General features: G+C 68.9%; 18 protein-coding genes. 5 read left to right on the top strand and 13 right to left on the bottom strand.

Annotation, left to right across the window (positions count from 1 at the left end):
- Positions 1–7 precede the first annotated feature (7 nt).
- Positions 8–1771, bottom strand: a complete 1764-nt coding sequence (locus UAJ10_RS06590; RefSeq protein WP_322914585.1) for a ShlB/FhaC/HecB family hemolysin secretion/activation protein — start codon at positions 1769–1771, stop codon at positions 8–10.
- A gap of 749 nt (positions 1772–2520) precedes the next feature.
- Here UAJ10_RS06590 and groES point away from each other — a divergent pair.
- From groES to UAJ10_RS06565, 5 genes are all read left to right on the top strand, one after another.
- Positions 2521–2832, top strand: coding sequence for a co-chaperone GroES (gene groES / locus UAJ10_RS06585; protein WP_322914584.1), 312 nt, complete (start codon positions 2521–2523; stop codon positions 2830–2832).
- 28 nt (positions 2833–2860) lie between these two features.
- The gene (gene groL, locus UAJ10_RS06580) at positions 2861–4480 is read left to right on the top strand and encodes a chaperonin GroEL (RefSeq protein WP_322914583.1); all 1620 of its coding nucleotides are present in this window, start codon (positions 2861–2863) and stop codon (positions 4478–4480) included.
- Between the two features lie 236 nt (positions 4481–4716).
- Positions 4717–5187, top strand: coding sequence for an Hsp20 family protein (locus UAJ10_RS06575; protein WP_322914582.1), 471 nt, complete (start codon positions 4717–4719; stop codon positions 5185–5187).
- A gap of 157 nt (positions 5188–5344) precedes the next feature.
- On the top strand, positions 5345–6244 hold the full coding sequence (locus tag UAJ10_RS06570; protein WP_322914581.1) for a J domain-containing protein: 900 nt from the start codon (positions 5345–5347) through the stop codon (positions 6242–6244).
- A 116-nt stretch (positions 6245–6360) separates the two neighbouring features.
- On the top strand, positions 6361–6624 hold the full coding sequence (locus UAJ10_RS06565) for an usg protein (protein ID WP_322914580.1): 264 nt from the start codon (positions 6361–6363) through the stop codon (positions 6622–6624).
- Between the two features lie 85 nt (positions 6625–6709).
- Here UAJ10_RS06565 and UAJ10_RS06560 read toward each other — a convergent pair whose 3' ends face one another.
- The 12 genes from UAJ10_RS06560 to UAJ10_RS06505 are packed head-to-tail and all read right to left on the bottom strand — an operon-like array spanning position 6710 to position 16849.
- Complete coding sequence (locus tag UAJ10_RS06560) at positions 6710–7462, bottom strand: DsbA family protein (protein ID WP_322914579.1); 753 nt, start codon at positions 7460–7462, stop codon at positions 6710–6712.
- Between the two features lie 29 nt (positions 7463–7491).
- A complete protein-coding gene (locus UAJ10_RS06555) occupies positions 7492–8082 on the bottom strand; it encodes a hypothetical protein (RefSeq protein WP_322914578.1) in 591 nt (196 codons plus the stop codon).
- Entirely contained in the window at positions 8082–8474 is a 393-nt protein-coding gene (locus UAJ10_RS06550) for a type II secretion system protein (protein WP_322914577.1), read from the bottom strand. Before UAJ10_RS06550 ends, UAJ10_RS06555 begins: the two co-directional genes overlap by 1 nt.
- Positions 8475–8479: 5 nt before the next feature.
- The gene (locus UAJ10_RS06545; protein ID WP_322914576.1) at positions 8480–8710 is read right to left on the bottom strand and encodes a hypothetical protein; all 231 of its coding nucleotides are present in this window, start codon (positions 8708–8710) and stop codon (positions 8480–8482) included.
- On the bottom strand, positions 8707–8964 hold the full coding sequence (locus tag UAJ10_RS06540) for a type II secretion system protein (RefSeq protein WP_322914575.1): 258 nt from the start codon (positions 8962–8964) through the stop codon (positions 8707–8709). Before UAJ10_RS06540 ends, UAJ10_RS06545 begins: the two co-directional genes overlap by 4 nt.
- The gene (locus UAJ10_RS06535; RefSeq protein WP_322914574.1) at positions 8961–11420 is read right to left on the bottom strand and encodes a cohesin domain-containing protein; all 2460 of its coding nucleotides are present in this window, start codon (positions 11418–11420) and stop codon (positions 8961–8963) included. The genes UAJ10_RS06540 and UAJ10_RS06535 overlap by 4 nt, the downstream gene beginning before the upstream one ends.
- Entirely contained in the window at positions 11420–11950 is a 531-nt protein-coding gene (locus UAJ10_RS06530; RefSeq protein ID WP_322914573.1) for a hypothetical protein, read from the bottom strand. The genes UAJ10_RS06535 and UAJ10_RS06530 overlap by 1 nt, the downstream gene beginning before the upstream one ends.
- Positions 11947–12567 carry a hypothetical protein gene (locus tag UAJ10_RS06525; RefSeq protein ID WP_322914572.1) on the bottom strand — a complete coding sequence of 207 codons (621 nt, stop codon included), beginning with the start codon at positions 12565–12567 and terminating at the stop codon, positions 11947–11949. Before UAJ10_RS06525 ends, UAJ10_RS06530 begins: the two co-directional genes overlap by 4 nt.
- Positions 12564–13118, bottom strand: coding sequence for a PilN domain-containing protein (locus UAJ10_RS06520; RefSeq protein ID WP_322914571.1), 555 nt, complete (start codon positions 13116–13118; stop codon positions 12564–12566). Before UAJ10_RS06520 ends, UAJ10_RS06525 begins: the two co-directional genes overlap by 4 nt.
- On the bottom strand, positions 13115–13954 hold the full coding sequence (locus tag UAJ10_RS06515; protein ID WP_322914570.1) for a hypothetical protein: 840 nt from the start codon (positions 13952–13954) through the stop codon (positions 13115–13117). Before UAJ10_RS06515 ends, UAJ10_RS06520 begins: the two co-directional genes overlap by 4 nt.
- Complete coding sequence (locus tag UAJ10_RS06510; RefSeq protein WP_322914569.1) at positions 13947–15641, bottom strand: GspE/PulE family protein; 1695 nt, start codon at positions 15639–15641, stop codon at positions 13947–13949. The genes UAJ10_RS06515 and UAJ10_RS06510 overlap by 8 nt, the downstream gene beginning before the upstream one ends.
- Complete coding sequence (locus tag UAJ10_RS06505; protein WP_322914568.1) at positions 15638–16849, bottom strand: type II secretion system F family protein; 1212 nt, start codon at positions 16847–16849, stop codon at positions 15638–15640. The genes UAJ10_RS06510 and UAJ10_RS06505 overlap by 4 nt, the downstream gene beginning before the upstream one ends.
- Positions 16850–16862: the final 13 nt, after the last annotated feature.

Raw genomic sequence — 16862 nt, 5'->3', positions numbered from 1 at the left:
TCCGATTTCAGTAGTGCGCCGTGATGCTGAAGAAGACCCGGGTCGGCTTTCCGCCCTGGGTTTGGACCTGGCGGTCCAGCGGCTGGTCGACCTCAAGGGTCGTGAACAGCTCTTTGGCCATGTTGATGCGGACGCCGCCGCCCACCGACGCCACGGTGACGCGGCCGGTGGGACGGTAGTTGGACAGGCTCCACACCCGGCCGCCGTCGAACACGGCGTAGAACTGCATCCCCTCGGGGAACAGCTCGGGCACCAGCGGCGTGTAGCGCAGCTCCAGCGAGCCGGCCCAACCGTTGTCGCCGGAGATTTCGCCCTCGTCATAGGCGCGGCCGAAGTTGGGACCGCCCAGCGCCATCTCCTCGCTGGCCAGCAGGGGGGCCAGCGACATCTGCGCCGTGGCCGTGGCCAGCAGGCTGAAGTTGGCCGGCAGCTGCTGGACGCGGGTCACGTCCACCGTGAACTTGGTGAAGTCGGCGTTGCCGCCCAGGCGCGAGGCGTAGTCGGACTTGCGCGGTGTCGCGTCCAGGATGTCCAGGCCCTGGTGCACGGTGCCGCGCACGGCGGTGATGCCGTCCCAGGTGTCCGTCTTGTCGTAGCTGACGCCGGCGCGGAAGATGCGCAGGTGGTCCTGGTTGAACAGGTCGGCGCCCAGCGTGGTGCGGATGTCGCGGTACTCGAACTCCCCGAAGGCGCGCAGGTTTTCCAAGCGCGACCGGATGATGGGGTAGGTGACGGTGCCCATCTCGGACGCCACGCGGCTGTGGACGTTCAGCTGGTCCAGTTCCTGCCCCGGGCTGGCGCGGGAGAAGCTGGAGGTGAGGCCGGCGGTCAGCCCGTCGCTGCTGAACATGCCCTGGTAGCCGCCCTGGACGAACCATTCGCGGCGGAAGGGGGTGGAGACCTTGCTGGTCAGGGTCAGGCGGTCGGCATGCTCACCGAAGCTGTTGACCGAGACGGAGCCCACCCATTCGAAGGCGCCGACGTAGGGGGTGTTGCGGTTGTCGAAGGCCAGCGAGGCATCGACCGCCTTGCGCTCCGACTTCACCACGATGATGGAGGCGCCCAGGATGGTGGGCGACGGTTCCAGGCTGGCGCGCACCGTCAGGCCGGGCAGATCGTCGGCCAGCAGCAGGCGCCGCTCGATTTCACCCACGCTGATGGGGGTGACGCCGCGCAGGGGTTCCAGCAGGCGGGCCACGGCCGCGCGGGCCGGGCCGATGTCGTCGTCGAACCGGATGTCGGCGACGAAGCCTTCGATGACCTGGATGCGGAAGCGGCCGTCCTCGATGGTCTGCTCCGGCACCACGACGCGGCTGGTGATGTAGCCGGCGTCGCGGTAGCGCACCTCGATATCGTTGGCGACCTTGAACATGTCGGCCACGGTGACCGTTTTGCCCACCAGGCCGGCATAGAAGGCCGCCAGTTCAGCGGCCGGGAAGGCGGTGGCGCCTTCGATCACCACCCCCTTCAGCGCGAAGCTGTACTGCTCCGCGCCCTGCGGCGCCTGGGCCGCCGTCGCCTTGGGCACGGTGATGGCGGCGCCGGGCGCGCCGGGCGTGGGCATGACGGGCCGGGGCGCCTCGCGACCCGGTTCGGCGCCTGACGGCAGCCGCGGCGGCTGGGCCTGCTGCGCCATCGCCGGCAGGGTGATGAACAGGGCCGCCGTGGTGAGCGCCGCCGCCCGCAAGGCACGCCGGCCGCGCCCCGAGTCCGCCCGCTTGTGGGCCGTGCGCGCGTGGGGCGACAGGAGGGGCTGGGCGGTCTCGGTCATTTCCAGGGGCACCTTGGGGCTTAAGCGGCGGCGGACGGGATGGTGGCGGCAGACAACGGAAAACCCGGTCCCCAGGGGGCGAGCCTGGATGGGACCGGCGGACAAGAACGGCTCAGGCGAAAGGGGGGTAGGGGCCGGAAGGTCAGCTACTTTCGGACATATCGCTTTTGAGGGTGCCGGACAATGGCGCACAAGAATGGTGATAGTCAACAGGACGACACTTAATAAAGTGTGAATGTTGGAAGAGTGAACATTTACGACAATATGTGATTAATTGTGATTGTGCCTGTAAAGCGGAAAAATGAGCACCGTGATGTCAGATTTTGTCAGTTATCTTTAAGCCGGCTGTGTCGAAATATTGAAGCTGTGCCCGAAATTATCCCCTAGCGTTAACCAGTTTATTTTAAAGAAGTACACTAGTATGCATAATTGAAAGGGAAGCAATGGGTGCAAGGAATGTTCAAAACGGCAGTGCCTATACCGAAGGCATAGGTGGCCGGCCAGGTGGGCATCCCGGTCCGGGCGCAACGTCGACCGGACGCAGGGATTCCATCCTTGGCCGGCTACCGCGACGGCCACTTGGGCGCCCAGTCGGACAGCGGAATCAAGGCCGAAAATTTTTGCCTCGACCCCTGGGACACCCCTCTTGACATGGATTCCGGGCTGAATAATTTTTGCCGCGGCCCGGCCCAGAAGGGAGGGCCGCCTTAGAAATCCATGGCATTCGCTTGTAATGAGGAGTGACCCCCATGCGATTCCGCCCCTTGCACGATCGTGTCGTCGTGCGCCGCGTTGACGGTGAGCAGAAAACCGCCGGCGGCATAATCATTCCCGATACCGCCAAGGAAAAGCCCCAGGAAGGCCTGGTGCTCGCGGTCGGTCCCGGCACCCGTAATGAGCAGGGCCATGTCATCGACCTGAACGTCCGGGTCGGCGACCGGGTGCTATTCGGCAAATGGTCCGGCACCGAGATCAAGATCGACGGCGAGGATCTCCTGATCATGAAGGAGAGCGACATCCTCGGCGTCATCGACACCAATGCGGCCCGGAAAGCCGCCTGAGGCAGTACATCATTCACGGGAGAACGAAATGGCAGCCAAGGACGTGAAGTTCTCGGCCGATGCCCGCGCGCGCCTGCTGCGGGGCGTCGATATTCTGGCGGACGCTGTCAAGGTCACGCTGGGTCCCAAGGGTCGCAACGTCGTCATCGAAAAGAGCTTCGGCGCGCCCCGCATCACCAAGGACGGCGTGACCGTCGCCAAGGAAATCGAACTGGCCGACAAGTTCGAGAACATGGGCGCGCAGATGCTGCGCGAGGTGGCGGCCAAGCAGAACGACCTGGCGGGTGACGGCACCACCACCGCCACCGTGCTGGCCCAGGCCATCGTGCGCGAGGGCGCCAAGGCCGTCGCCGCCGGCATGAACCCCATGGACCTGCGGCGCGGCGTCGACTTGGCCGTGGAGGCCGTCGTGGCCGAGCTGAAGGGCAAGGCCAAGAAGATCACCACCAACGCCGAGATCGCCCAGGTCGGCACCATTTCCGCCAACGGCGAGGCCGAGATCGGTGAGATGATCGCCAAGGCCATGGAGAAGGTGGGCCACGAGGGCGTGATCACGGTGGAGGAGGCGAAGAGCTTCGACACCGAACTGGACATCGTCGAGGGCATGCAGTTCGACCGGGGCTATGTCTTGCCCTATTTCGTCACCAACGCCGACAAGATGACCGTGGAACTTGAGGATCCCGACATCCTCATCCATGAGAAGAAGCTGTCCGGCCTGCAGGCCCTGCTGCCGGTGCTGGAGCGCGTGGTGCAGAGCGGCCGGCCGCTGCTGATCATCTCCGAGGATGTGGAGGGCGAGGCCCTGGCCACCCTGGTGGTCAACAAGCTGCGCGGCGGCCTGCGGGTCGCGGCGGTGAAGGCACCCGGCTTCGGTGACCGCCGCAAGGCCATGCTGGAGGATATCGCCATCCTCACCAACGGTCAGGTCATCTCCGAAGACCTGGGCATCAAGCTCGACACCGTCACCATCGACATGCTGGGCCGGGCCAAGAAGGTGGTCATCGGCAAGGACAACACCACCATCGTCGAAGGGGCGGGCGCCAAGGACACCATCCAGGCGCGGTGCGCGCAGATCCGGGCGCAGATCGAGGAGACCACCTCGGACTACGACCGTGAGAAGCTGCAGGAGCGTCTGGCGAAGCTGGCGGGCGGCGTCGCCGTCATCCGCGTGGGTGGTGCCACCGAAGTCGACGTGAAGGAACGCAAGGACCGCGTCGACGACGCCATGCACGCCACCCGCGCGGCCGTGGAGGAAGGCATCCTGCCCGGGGGCGGCGTGGCCCTGGCGCGGGCGGTGAAGGCCCTGGATGGCCTGAAGCCGGTCAACGACGACCAGCGCATGGGCGTGGACATCATCCGCAAGGCCCTGCAGGCGCCGGTGCGTCAGATCGCGGCCAACGCCGGCTACGACGGGTCGGTGGTCGTCGGCAAGGTCACCGAGAACGGGGACTACAACTGGGGCTTCGATGCCCAGGCCGGCCAGTACCGCGACCTGGTGGCCGCCGGCATCATCGACCCGGCCAAGGTGGTGCGCACCGCCCTGCAGGACGCGGCCTCCGTTGCCGGCCTGCTGATCACCACCGAGGCCATGGTGGCCCAGATTCCGGAAAAGAAGCCCGCCGCCCCGGTATCGGCGGAATTCGACTGATGTAGTCTAATAAAAGTAACTAAGAAGACTTGGCCACGGTGGCGCTTGCTGCCGTGGCTATTCCTGCTCCATTTTTATTTCTGTGAAAACAAAACTACGCCAAATTTATTATTGATATATTTCAAGCATATTCTATATTCGCAGGTGTCGGATGCCGATTGCGGATCCGGCCCGAACCGGCTCCCGGGTGGGTCCCGGGGCCGCTCGTACCTCGTTGCTCAATGGAGGACATGGCTATGAGCGCTTTTGATTTTTCGCCCCTGTTTCGTTCCGGCGTCGGCTTCGACCGGCTGGCCACGGTGCTGGAGCATCTGTCCACCACCACCCCGGCGGACAGCTATCCCCCGTACGATATCCTGAAGACCGGCGAGAACGCCTACCGCATCGTTGTCGCCCTCGCGGGCTGGTCGGCCGAAGAACTGGCCCTGACCGCCCATCCCAACCTGCTCATCGTCCAGGGCCGCAAGGCCGCCGAGGAAAAGGCGCACTACCTGCACCACGGCCTGTCGGCCCGCTCGTTCGAGCGCCGTTTCGAACTGGCGGATTTCGTGTTCGTTGATCGCGCCTCGCTGGACAACGGCCTGCTGACCATCGATCTGAAGCGCGAGTTGCCGGAGGCCATGAAGCCCCGGCGCATCGAAATCCTGGCCGGCGGCGCCAATCCGCGCCTGGAAGAGCATCAGGCCGGCGAGAAGCAAGCCGCCTGAGCCCGAAGATGAAGGGAGCCGCCGCCGGCCTTCGCGCCGGCGGCGTGTTGCCGGGCCCCATCTTCGCGCGCTGCCGGTGCCGCGATAAGGCGCGGCTGTTCGAACAGGGGCGATGGGCCATCCTTGCCCTTCCCCTTCATTGATGCCTGCACGACAGATGCGCAATCCCTACGACATCCTGGGCGTATCGCGGACCGCCTCGGCCGAGGAAATCCGCCGGGCCTACCGCAAGCTCGCCAAAGCCCATCATCCCGACCTCAACCAGAACCGGCCGGAGGCGGAGCACGCGTTCAAGGAGATCACCGCCGCCTATGACCTGCTGTCGGACGCCGCCAAGCGGGCGCGCTTCGATCGCGGCGAAATCGATGCCGACGGCAATGAGCGGCCGCAGGCCTACTCCCGCCGCCACCATGCCAGCGCACCGGGTGGCGGCTTCCAGTTCACGTCCAGCGTGGGCGGAATGGGCGGCTTTGAGGACATCATCGCCGATATGTTCGGCGGCGGTTCCCGGCCCGGCGCCGGCCCGCGCAAGGGCCAGGACATCTCGGTCACCATTACCGTGGACTTCGTTGAAGCGGCGAAGGGCGGGCGTCATCGTGTGACCCTGCCCGATGGGGCGCGGCTGGACGTTGATCTGCCGCCGGGTTTGGAGGATGGGGGCAAGGTCCGGCTGCGCGGCCGGGGCACCCCCGGTGTCGCCGGCGGACCTCCGGGCGACGCGTTGGTCGCGGTGTCGGTGCGCCCCCATCCGTGGTTCAGGCGCGAACGGGACGACGTGCACCTGGATCTACCCGTCACGCTGCATGAGGCGGTTTTCGGGGCCAAGGTGCGGGTCCCGACCATCGACGGTCACGTCCTGATGACCATTCCCAAGGGGGCCAATAACGGCACACGGCTGCGGTTGAAGGGACGCGGCATACCCTCTGCGGGTGGTCGGGGCGACCAATATGTGACCGTGCGACTGGCCTTGCCACCGTCGGCGGACGCGGCGCTGGACTCCTTCCTGCGAACCTGGCAGCCCGCCGGGTACGCCCCCCGCGGGTCCATGGAGGAGTGATGGCAGCAGCCGCTGCCGTCTGCTGCTAACGCATTGGACTAGCTAGATAAATATTGACGCGTGGCACTCGGGTGATGCCAGAATTCCATCCTCCGCACCACGGTTGGAAGGACGTCATGACGGACTTGGAAAAACAGCTTTTGGGCTGGCGCCTGACCACGGCTGAGATCGTCTACCGCATGCCCGACCATCCCGGCCTGCTGCAAGCCTATGTCTGGCAGGAACTGGACCAGGCGCCCCGCTTCCCGCAGCTCCGCCGGTTCCTCGATTTTTGGGAGGCTCGGCTGGACGGCCGCATCCACCGGGTGCGGGTCGTTTCGGCGGCCCTGGTCCAAGCTGCGGAAATCCGTCACGGGCAGGACGTGGGCCGGCTGCACTGACAGTCCCCCGCTGTCCTGGCCCACCGCTGTCCCGGCCCACCGCTGTCCCGGCCCACCGCTGTCCCGGCCCGCCGCGGTGTGTTGGTCAGGGCGCCTTCGCGGCCCGCGCGGCGGCGATGGCCTTGACCAGGGCGTCCGGTGTCATGGCGCCGGAATGCACGGTGTCGCCGATGACCAGGCCGGGCGTGCCCCGGATGCCGATGGTCTGGGCCAGGGCGCGGGTGCGCTGCAGCCGGACGACGATGTCCGCCGACTGGCTGTCCCGCTCCAGCCGGGCGGTGTCCAGGCCGGCGCCGGCCGCGATCTCCTTCACGCGCGCCTCGGTCAGCTGGTGTTCCGGCGTCTTGTCGGCCATCAGGGCGGCGTGCAGCGCCAGGTATTTGCCCTGCTGCTGGGCCGCCAGGGCGTAGCGCGCCGCGATTTCCGAGCCGGGCCCCAGGACGGCCAGTTCCTTCAGCACCACGCGCACGCCGGGATCGGTCTTCACCACCGCCTCCAGCGTGGGCGCCATCATCTTGCAGTAGGGGCACTCGTCATCGAAGAATTCCACGATGGTGACGTCGCCCCTGGGGTTGCCCAGGACGGCGTCCCCGGCGTTGGCCACCAGGGCGTCGTGGTTGGCGGCCAGGGTGGCGCGGGTCTGCGCCTCACGCTCCACCGCCTGCTTGGCCGCCAGGGCCTGCTGCATTTCCGTCAGCACCTCCGGGTGGGACAGGAGATAGGCGTGGATGCGGGCGTCAAGATCATCCGGCTGCCGGGGGGCCGGTTGCGCGGCCTGGGCGGCGGTGCCGGCCAGCAGCAGGCAGGATGTCATCAGGGCGGAAAGTGTGGTTCGCACGGGCGATCGGTCCTGGATTGCGGCGGGGATCAGTGGGGGCCCGAGGGGGGGCCAGAGGGGGTGGCGCCGGTGCCGGGGCTGGCGGGCGCGGAGGTGCCCGGGCCCAAGGGAATGGGGCGCGAGGGCAGCTGGGAATTGCGGGCCGGCGCCTGGGTGAAGACCCAGTCGGCATAGCTGTCGCGGTTGCGGAAGTCTTGGTATGCGGCCGGGAAATCGTCCCGCTTGATGGGATGGCCCGGCGCCTGGCTGTAGATGCCGATGATGCCGGCGCCATCCGGGCTCATCACCAGGCCCCACGGGTGGTCGCCGCCCATGGGATCGGGCGGCACGCGGCGCAGGTAACGGCGCACGCCCGGGTAACGCGGGTCGCGCACCAGGTCCTGCAAGGTGCGGGGCGATCGGGGCAGGCCGGCGGGCGTGCTGTCGGCATAGCCGCGCAAGGCGGTGCGGAAGTCCGCCCCGATGTCCAACAAGCTTTCCTCCGCCGTGCGCCGCTGCATCAGGGCGCCGGCCTGCAGGCTGACCGCGGCCACCACCCCGATGATGGCCAGGATGATCAGCAGGCCCAGGTAGGTGAAGCCCGCTTCATCGGGGCGGATGGCGTCACGGCGGTCCCGCATCACATGTCCCCGAAGGCCTTGCCATCATGGCTGGTGCCCGGCGCCCCGCTTTTGATGTCGTAGACGTTGCCGGTGAACTGCTCCTCCGGTGGGACGATGATCCAGGCGCTGTCGCTGTCGGCCACCGGATCGAAAGGCAGGGCGCGCAGGTAGTGCTTCCGCACCAGCTCGTCCAGGGCCTCGGGATAGCGGCCGGTGTCGCCGTAGAACTTGTCGATGGCGTCGCGGGTGACGCGCAGGTTCTCCGCCAGCACCCGTTCCTTGGAGGTGTCGATGGCGTGGTAATAGCGGGGCAGGGCCAGGCTCAGCAGCATGCCGATGATGGCCATGACCACCAGCAGTTCCACCAGGGTGAAGCCCGCCGGGCGCCTCTCCGCCGCGCGTCGTGTCATGGCCCTCACCATTTGTTGTAGGGGATGCCGTTGAGGCCCAGCCGCGGGCTGGCGGCGTAGACGTCATAGACGTCGTCGCCCTCCTGCGGGTCGTCGGGTTCGCTGGCATAGCTGCGTTTGGCCCAGGTGGCGGCGTCGGCCAGGTCGGGATCGCTGGCCAGCGGGTTGCGCGGCACCCGGCGCAGGAAATAGATCTTGTGCTTCTCCGGATCCTTCTGGTCCTCCACCCCCGTCACCAGCACGTCCAGGTCGGGGGGTAGCCCGTGGTCCCGGCCTCCTTGGCGATGCGGCCGTCGTCGCTGGCGCGGTGATAGGCGTCGATGGCGGCGCGGATGTCGCGCAGGGCGCGGCGCAACTCCGTCTCCTGCGTCCGCTGGGTCGCCACCTGGGCCACCGGCAGGACCAGCGTGGCCAGCAGGCCGACGATGGCCAGGGTGACCAGCAGTTCCACCAGCGTGAACCCCGCCTGCGAGGTGCGCCGCCCCGTCATTTGGCCGCGACCTGCACGGTATAGGGGCTGGGCGACAGCAGGGTGATGGGCACACCGTCCACCCCGATGGGAGAGGCGGAGGCGACCTGCACGCTGGCCGGCCCGGTGGCCAGCGCTTTGAAGGTCACCGTGGCCAGGACGCCCTGGCTGGTGACGCCGGCGCCGCCGGTGCTGCTGTCGGCGATGATGACCTGGCCGTTGCCCAGGCGGCTGGAAAAATTGGTGCTGGCGCCGGTCTGCTTCAGGAAGGGCCCTTCCGCGATGTTGGTGACCTGCAGCTTGGCGGCATCGAAACCCAGGGTGACGGGGAAGCTGGTGACCCCCTGCGTCGCCTGCGCCAGCAGGTTCACGGTGACGGTGCCGCCTACCGCCGCCTGATTGGTGCCCTGCAGCTGCAGCTGGGCAGTGCCGGCTCCTGGCACCGCGCCCACGGCCCCTTCCTCTGCCGAGCCGCCGATGGCACCACCCACGCCGTTCTGGCTGAGGCCCAGGTCGTTCACCGCGCCGGTGCCGACGCCGCCCCCCGTCGCGGAGGAGCCGTTGACCCCGCCGGGGGCGGCCGGCGGCATGGGCGACACCGGCGCCACGGTGGTGGTGACGGTGGAGGTGGTGGAGACGCTGCCGCCGCCGGAACCAGGGACGGCGGTGTGCATGCTGGTCTCGGTGCCGGCGGTGAACATGGCGTCGTTCACGTCCGGCCGTTGCAGGTTGCGCACCAGGTGCGGCGTGATGGACAGGACGATTTCCGTCTTCTGGTCGTCGTCCGTGGTGGCGCCGAACAGGCGGCCCAGCACGGGCACGTCGCCCAGGCCCGGCAGCTTGTTACCCGAGGTGCGTTCCTGGCTGTCGATCAGGCCGGCCAGCACGTCGGTTTCCCCGTTCTTCAGGCGCAGGGCGGTGCTGGCCGTGCGGGTGCCGATCTCGTACGCGCTGGTGCCGGTCTGCGTCGTCACCTGGCGGATGATGCTGCTGACCTCCAGCGTCAGCTTGATGCCGACGTTGTCGTCCAGGTAGATCGTGGGCTCCACATTCAGGGTCAGGCCCACGTCGATGTAGTTCACCGACTGCGACAGGAACCCGGTCGAGGTGGCGGTGGAGGTGATGTTGGGCAGCCGCTGCCCGATCAGGATCTTGGCCTTCTCATGGTTGCGCACCCGGATGCGCGGGTTGGTCAGCAGGCGCGCGTCGGAATCCTGCAGGTTGGCGTTGGCCGTGGCGCTGCCCACGCTGACGCCGATGTTGCGCGTGGTCTGGTGCGTCAGGTCATACAGCGACACGGCGGAGCTGCTGTTGCCGCTGCCGCTGCTCGACGAGCCGCTGGAGGAGCTGTCCCCGCCCGTCGTGATGCTGCCCAGGGGGGACGGCTGGAAGCTGGCGGAGGCTGGCCATTGGATGCCGAAGTTCTGCAGCTTGCTGCGCTGGATCTCCAGCACCTCCACGTCCAGCATGACCTCGGGGTCCGGCACGTCCTCCACCGCCACCAGCTTTTCCGCCATGCGGATGGCCTCGGGCGTGTCGCGGACGATGACCATGTTCAGCTTTTCGTCCACCGCGATGTCGCGCACCTTGATGATGGTCTTCAGGGTGTTGGCGATGGTCTTGGCCTCGGCGTTGGCCAGGTAGAAGGTGCGGACGCTCAGTTCCTGATAGTCTTTCTGCTTGGCCTGGGTGTTGGGGTAGATCAGCACCGTGTTGCCGTCCAACACCTGCTGTTCCAGCTGGTTGGTCAACAGCACCAGGCGCACCGCCCCCTCGATGGTGCTGTTCTTCAGGAAGATGGAGGTGCGCTGGTCCGTCTTCACATCCTTGTCGAACAGGAAGTTCAGGCCCGAGGTGTGGGCGATGACCTCGAACACCTGCTTCAGGCTGACGTCCTTGAACTCGATGGTGATGGGCTTGTGGTAGACCTGCGCCAGCCGCGCCTGGGGCGTCGAGGCGGCGAGGCGTGTGTCGATGGCATGCTTCAGCGCCTGGGCGCGCGGGTCGGCCGGCGCCTCTGTCAGCACGCGGGCCAGCTTCTGGCTGGCGGCGTCCACCTGGCCGCGCGACAGCAGGGCGTCGGCCTCGTTCATCCAGCCGGCCTGCCGGGCGCGGGCCTCCAATGCCGCCAGGCCGTCCTGCGCGCGCTCGTAATTGGCGTTCAGGCCCAGGGCGTGGCGGTAGAGGGCGCGCGCCTCGTCATACGAGCCGCTGGCCGCCAGCTTGTCCGCGCGCTCCACATCCGTGGTCAGGGCCCGCTCCCGCGTCTGCAGATAGGCGGTGCGGACCTGCACGTCGCGCGGATCCTGGCGATAGGCCTCCTGCAGCTTGGCCAGGCCGTCGTCCATCCTGCCTTCGGCCACCAGGCTCACGCCGTCCTGATAGGCGGAATGCCCGGCACAGGCCGTCAGCGCCACGCTGAGCAGCAGGGAAATCCCCTTGCGCGCGCCGGGTCGCCACCCCCTCACAACCCCCATCACTCTTCCCCGCCGATCGTCATCGTCTGTTGCTGCTTGGTTGGTAGGTAGGTCATCGTCAGTACCGGCGGCCTGATCTGGTTGACCGCGTATTTCTGGTCGATGACCGTGCCCTCGCGCACGAAGTAGGTCTGGTCCCCGATGGCCAGGTAGACCTCCCATGCCGCGTTCTCGTACTTCTTGCCCAGGTAGGTGAAGGGCAGCCCCGGCGTGGCGGGCGCCGCCGCCACGGGCATCTGGACGCCGGCCCCCGCAGGCGCCCGGTCCAGGCTCTGCGCGGCGAACAGTGAGGACTCCGGCCGCTCCTCATCGCGCGGGCCCATCAGGTCTTCGCGCGGCAGCAGGGCCAGGATGACCGCCGCGCGCTTATGCTTGGCGGTGGGCACGGCCGCCTTGGGTGCCGCCGCCGCCGGCTGCGGGCGCGGCGCCGGCTCCACCGTCTCGCCGCCCTTCGGCGTGTGGTCGCCGAAGATGGCCAGGCCGGCGGATGCGGCCAGGGCCGCCAGCATCAGGGCTTGGCGGGCCTTCATCGCGCACCCCCTTCCACCGGCTTGCCCGGCGCGTAGTCCGCCGGGCCGTCGAGGTACAACGCCAGGCGCAGCCGCGCCTCCACCGTCGCGTCACCGATGGCGGCGCGCTTGACGCTGAACTCTTCTAGGGCGGCATAGGGCAGGGACAGCAGCACCTGCCGGCAGAAGGCGCGGATGGCGGTATAGCTGCCCGTCACCGGCATCTGCATGGTGTAGACGTGATAGAGCCCGGCCTTGTCATAGCCCAGCTTGTAGTCGGCCTGGGCTATGGTCAGGCCCTCGCGGTCGGCCTCGTCCAGGATGACGGCCACGTCCTGGTCGACGTAACGCACGTCGCCCAACGCGTCATAGAAGGCTTGCAGGTTGCGCTGCGCCGTGGGTAGGGGCGGGGCGGCCGGTGGCGGCAGCCGCCCCGCCTTGGCCACCCGCGCCGTCAGCTGCGCCAGGTCGGCCTGGCGGGCGTCCACCCGCGCCTGTAGCGCGGGCAGGCCGATGAGGAAGGCGGTGGCGCCCGCGATGAACAAGGCGCCGGCCAGCAGGCTGGTCCAGCCGGCGCGGCCCAGGGCCAGGCGGGCGCGCAGCAGCAGGGTGGGGGCGGGGGTGGACAGCAGGCTCATGGCGCCCCCCCGGCGGCCAGCCCGGCCTCGATCTGGAAGCGCAGGGGGCGGCGCGCCTGGCTTTCCTCCGTCCGGTGCTTCACCAGCACGGCGCCGGCCAGCAGGGGCTGCTGCTTCAGCTGCTTCACGTAGGCCAGCATGGCCTCGCCATCCGCCGCCTCCGCCTCGATGCGCACCAGGCCGCGCCGGGCATCGGGTTCCAGCGATAACAAGGCGACGGTCTTGGGCGTGCCCGCCTCCACCGCGTCCAGCAGGGCGCGCCAGGGAAGGTTCAGCTGCCGCACCGCACTGTTCACCGCCGTGGCTTGCGCCTCGGGAACGGGGATGTCGGGTGGCGGCGCCCGGCTGCCAGTGCGTGCCGCCAGGTCGACTTCCGCCTGCGCCACCGCGTGGTCCAGGGCCGACAGGCGGTCCAGCCGGTCCCGCGCTTCCAGCGCCGCCGCCAGGCAGAGGCCCAGGCCCAGGATGCCCAGCACCTTGGCGGCGGCGGGGGTCTCCTGCTTCAGCCGGGTGTAGCCGCTGGGCGCGAAGTTGATGTTCTGCCGTCTCATCCCGCGCGCTGCCCCCCGCCGAAAAGGTAGGCGAACGCCTGGGCGGCGGTGGGCCGCGGCGCCGGCTGCTGCCAGGTCAGGATGGGCGTGCCGGCGGCGGGGCTGGCCAAGCCGGGCAGGGGTCGCCCCACCAGCTTGACGGCCACCGGATCCGCCAGGCCATGGCGCAGCGCCACGGCGCGCAGTTGGCCACGCAGCCAGCGAGCGTCCGCCCCCGCCGGCAGGGCCAGGCGGTGCACGGCCATCAGGCTGGCGGTACCACCGCCGGACGGAACGTCCACGCAGCCCAGGGTGATCGCCCCGTCCTGCGCCACGCCCAGCCAGGCGCCATCCAGCCGCCGGTGTTCGGCGTTCCAGGCCGTGACGAAGCGCGGGGTGAGGACGATCAGCGCCAGCCGGTGCGTCCGGGCCAGGTCCAGCAGGGCGTCATACAGCCCCTGGGGCATGGCGCAGGCCAGGAAGGGCCGGTCCACCGCCGCGTCGAAGGTCAGGCGCCAGGCGGCCAGGTCGTCGCCGTAGAGGCGCTGGAAGCGCAGCGCCGCCACGGCGCGGATGTCGCCCAGGCCGCGCGCGTTGCCGGGCGGCGCCACCATGAACAGCCGCACCAAATCGTCGTCCAGCGTGACCGACAGCGGCAGGCCGGCAAGGCGGCCCGCCACCAGGGTGGGGGCCAGCACGTCGGGATGGAAGGTGCCGGCCAACGACAGCTCCGCCAGGGGAAGGGGGGCCGCCCAAGCCGTGCGCCGCAGGGCCAACGACAGGCTGGCGCGGCTCAGCGTCAGTTCCAGCCGGCCGCCCAGGAAACGGGTGAGGGAGGGGGGCTTGGGCTTACGCATGCTGGGTCACCCGCTTGACCTCGGCCAGGGTGGTGCCGCCCTCGCGCGCCAGGGCCATGGCCACGTCGCGCAGGCTGCGCGTGCCGTTGCGGTAGGCGACATCCTTGATCTGGCGGATGGGGCTTTTCTCCACCACCATCTCGCGCAGTTCATCCGTCAGGGTCAGGATCTCGGCGATGGCGCGGCGGCCCTTGTAGCCGGTGCCCCGGCAGTCGCCGCAACCCATCCCGCGGCGGAAGCGGAATCCGGCGATGGCCTCCACCGTCAGGCCCAGGCGCTGCAGTTCCCCGTCCTCTGGCATGTAATCGGCGGCGCAGTGCGGGCAGTTCACGCGGATCAGGCGCTGGGCCCAGATGCCGTTGAGGGCGGAGACGAAGGCGTAGGGGTCGATGCCCATGTGGGTGAAGCGGCCAAAGACGTCGAAGACGCTGTTGGCGTGCACGGTGGTCAGCACCAGGTGGCCGGTCAGCGCGGACTGCACCGCGATTTCCGCCGTTTCCCGGTCGCGGATCTCGCCCACCATGATCTTGTCCGGGTCGTGCCGCAGGATGCTGCGCAAACCCTTGGCGAAGGTCAGGCCCTTGCGCTCGTTCACCGGGATCTGGAGGATGCCCGGCAGCTGGTATTCCACCGGATCCTCGATGGTGATGATCTTGTCCCGCCCGTTGTGGATTTCCGTCAGTGCGGCGTACAGCGTCGTGGTCTTGCCCGAACCGGTGGGGCCGGTGACCAGCAACATGCCGTGCGGCTCCTCCGCCAGCTCCCGCAGGATGGCCAGCGAGGCGGCGTCGAAGCCCAGCGTTTCCAGGCTGAGCGCGCCGTAGGCCGCCATCATGGCGCGCTTGTCCAGGATGCGGATGACGGCGTCCTCGCCATGGATGCTGGGCATGATGGAGACGCGCAGGTCGATCTCCCGCCCCGCCGCCTCCACCCGGAAGCTGCCGTCCTGCGGCACGCGGCGTTCGGCGATGTCCAGTTCGGCCAGCACCTTCAGGCGGCTGATGACCTGCTCCGCCGTTTCCGTGCCGTTGATCGCCGTGCCCCGGTCCAGCACCCCGTCGACGCGGTACTTGATGGCCAGGCCGGTGGCCGTGCTTTCCATGTGGATGTCCGACGCGCCGGCCTTCAGCGCGTCGTAGAGGGTGGAATTGACCAGCTTCACCGCCGGGCTGGCGGCCTCACTGACGCTGGCGAAGGACAGGATGGCGGCGGTGCGGCCGTCGCGGCGGTCGCCGTCGCCGGCCTGCACCACGCTGTCCATGGCGCGCACGGACTCTTCCAGCTTGGACAGATAGGCGTGGATGTCGGCCGGCAGGGCCAGCGCCACGCCCAGCTCCGCCCCTGCCCCCGCCTGGGTTTCCAGCCAGGTCAGCAGATCGGCGTCGAAGGGGTCGGGGACGGCGGCCAGCAGTCCGCCGCCGTCCCGGCGCATCAGGGCGCAGTGGCGCTGCATGGCGCGGGGCAGGGGCAGCAGGTCCAGGGCCGGCGCCATGGCCAGCATGGCCGCCGTTTCCAGCACGGGCAGGCCCAGCACCTGGCCCAGGCGGTGCAGGCGCTGGCGCGGTTCCCCGCCGGCCAGGGCGTCGAACTCCGCCAGCGTGCCGCGCTGGCTGGTCAGCGCGGCCTGCCGCGCCCGGCGCAGAAGGGCCTCGTCATCCCAAGTCAGGAGAGGGGCGTCTTGGCTCATTGCAGGCTGTCCGCCAGGTCGAAGATGGGCATGTAGAGCAGCACAACGATGGCGCCGACGATGATGCCGATGGCGGCCATCAGCAGCGGCTCGAAGACGCGGGTGAAGCGATCGATCCAACGCCCGATTTCCCCGTCGTAGAACTCGGCGGAGCGGGTCAGCATGGCGCCCAGCTCGCCCGAGCGTTCGCCCACGCGCAGCATGCGCAGCGAGATGGGGGTGGCCAGGCCCTGGGCCTCGAAGGCGTCGGACAGGGGCGTGCCGGCCTGCACCGCCTCGCAAGCCCGGCGCAGGCGGGCGGCCACGTCGGCCGACATCATGCCCTGGATGGAGATCATGGCGGCGACCACGGTGATGCCGCCCTCCAGCAGCATGCCCATGGTGAGGTAGAGGCGCGACAGCTCGTAAATCCGCACCCGCGCCGCCATGCCGGGGATGAGGGCCAGCAGCCGGCCCACACCGCCGCGCCGGACAGCCTGCCGAACGCCCAGGGCCAGCAGGACCGCCAGGGTGGCGATGCCCGCCGCCAGTGGCGCCGCATGCGCCCCGGCGAAGCGGCCCCAATCCATCAGCAGGCGCGACAGGAAGGGCAGGGAACGGCCCGTGCCCTGGTAAATCTGGGCGAAGCTGGGAACGACGTAGCCCACCAGGAAAAGGGACACGGCGCCGCCCACCAGGGCCAGGATGCAGGGATAGATGGCGGCGCTGACCACCTTGCCGCGCACGCCGTCCACCCGCTGGCGATAGTCGAGATAGCGGGCCAGGGAGCGGGGCAGGTCGCTGGTCCCCTCCGCCGCGCGGACGATGCCGACGTACAGGGGCGGGAAGTGCGCCGGCTGTTCCGCCAGCACGACGGACAGGCGCTTGCCGTCGCGCAGGCCGGCCAGCAGGCGCTGCAGGATCGCGCGCGCGGTTTCGTTCGCCTCCTTCTCCAGCAGCGCCTCCAGCCCTTCGACGATGGACAGGCCGGCGCGCAGCAGCGCCAGTAGCTCCTGGCTGAACAGCACCAGGGACCATTGCCGGGCTGTCGCACCCCCCAAGGCCCCGCCAAGGGCGCCTGGCATCCGCAGACCCTTGGCCGGGCGCACCTCGGCCACGGCCAAGCCGCGCGTCGCCGCCTGGCGGCGCGCGTCGTCCTCGTCCTGGGCATCCAGGACCAGCTGGGTCATCAGGTGATCGGGCGACAGCGCCCGGACCTCATACCGCATTCGAAATGATCCC

This window comes from Nitrospirillum guaranorum (assembly GCF_034653275.1).
GTDB lineage: Bacteria > Pseudomonadota > Alphaproteobacteria > Azospirillales > Azospirillaceae > Nitrospirillum.
Note: the sequence above shows the minus strand (reverse complement) of the source record. Positions and strands in the feature narration are given on the sequence as shown.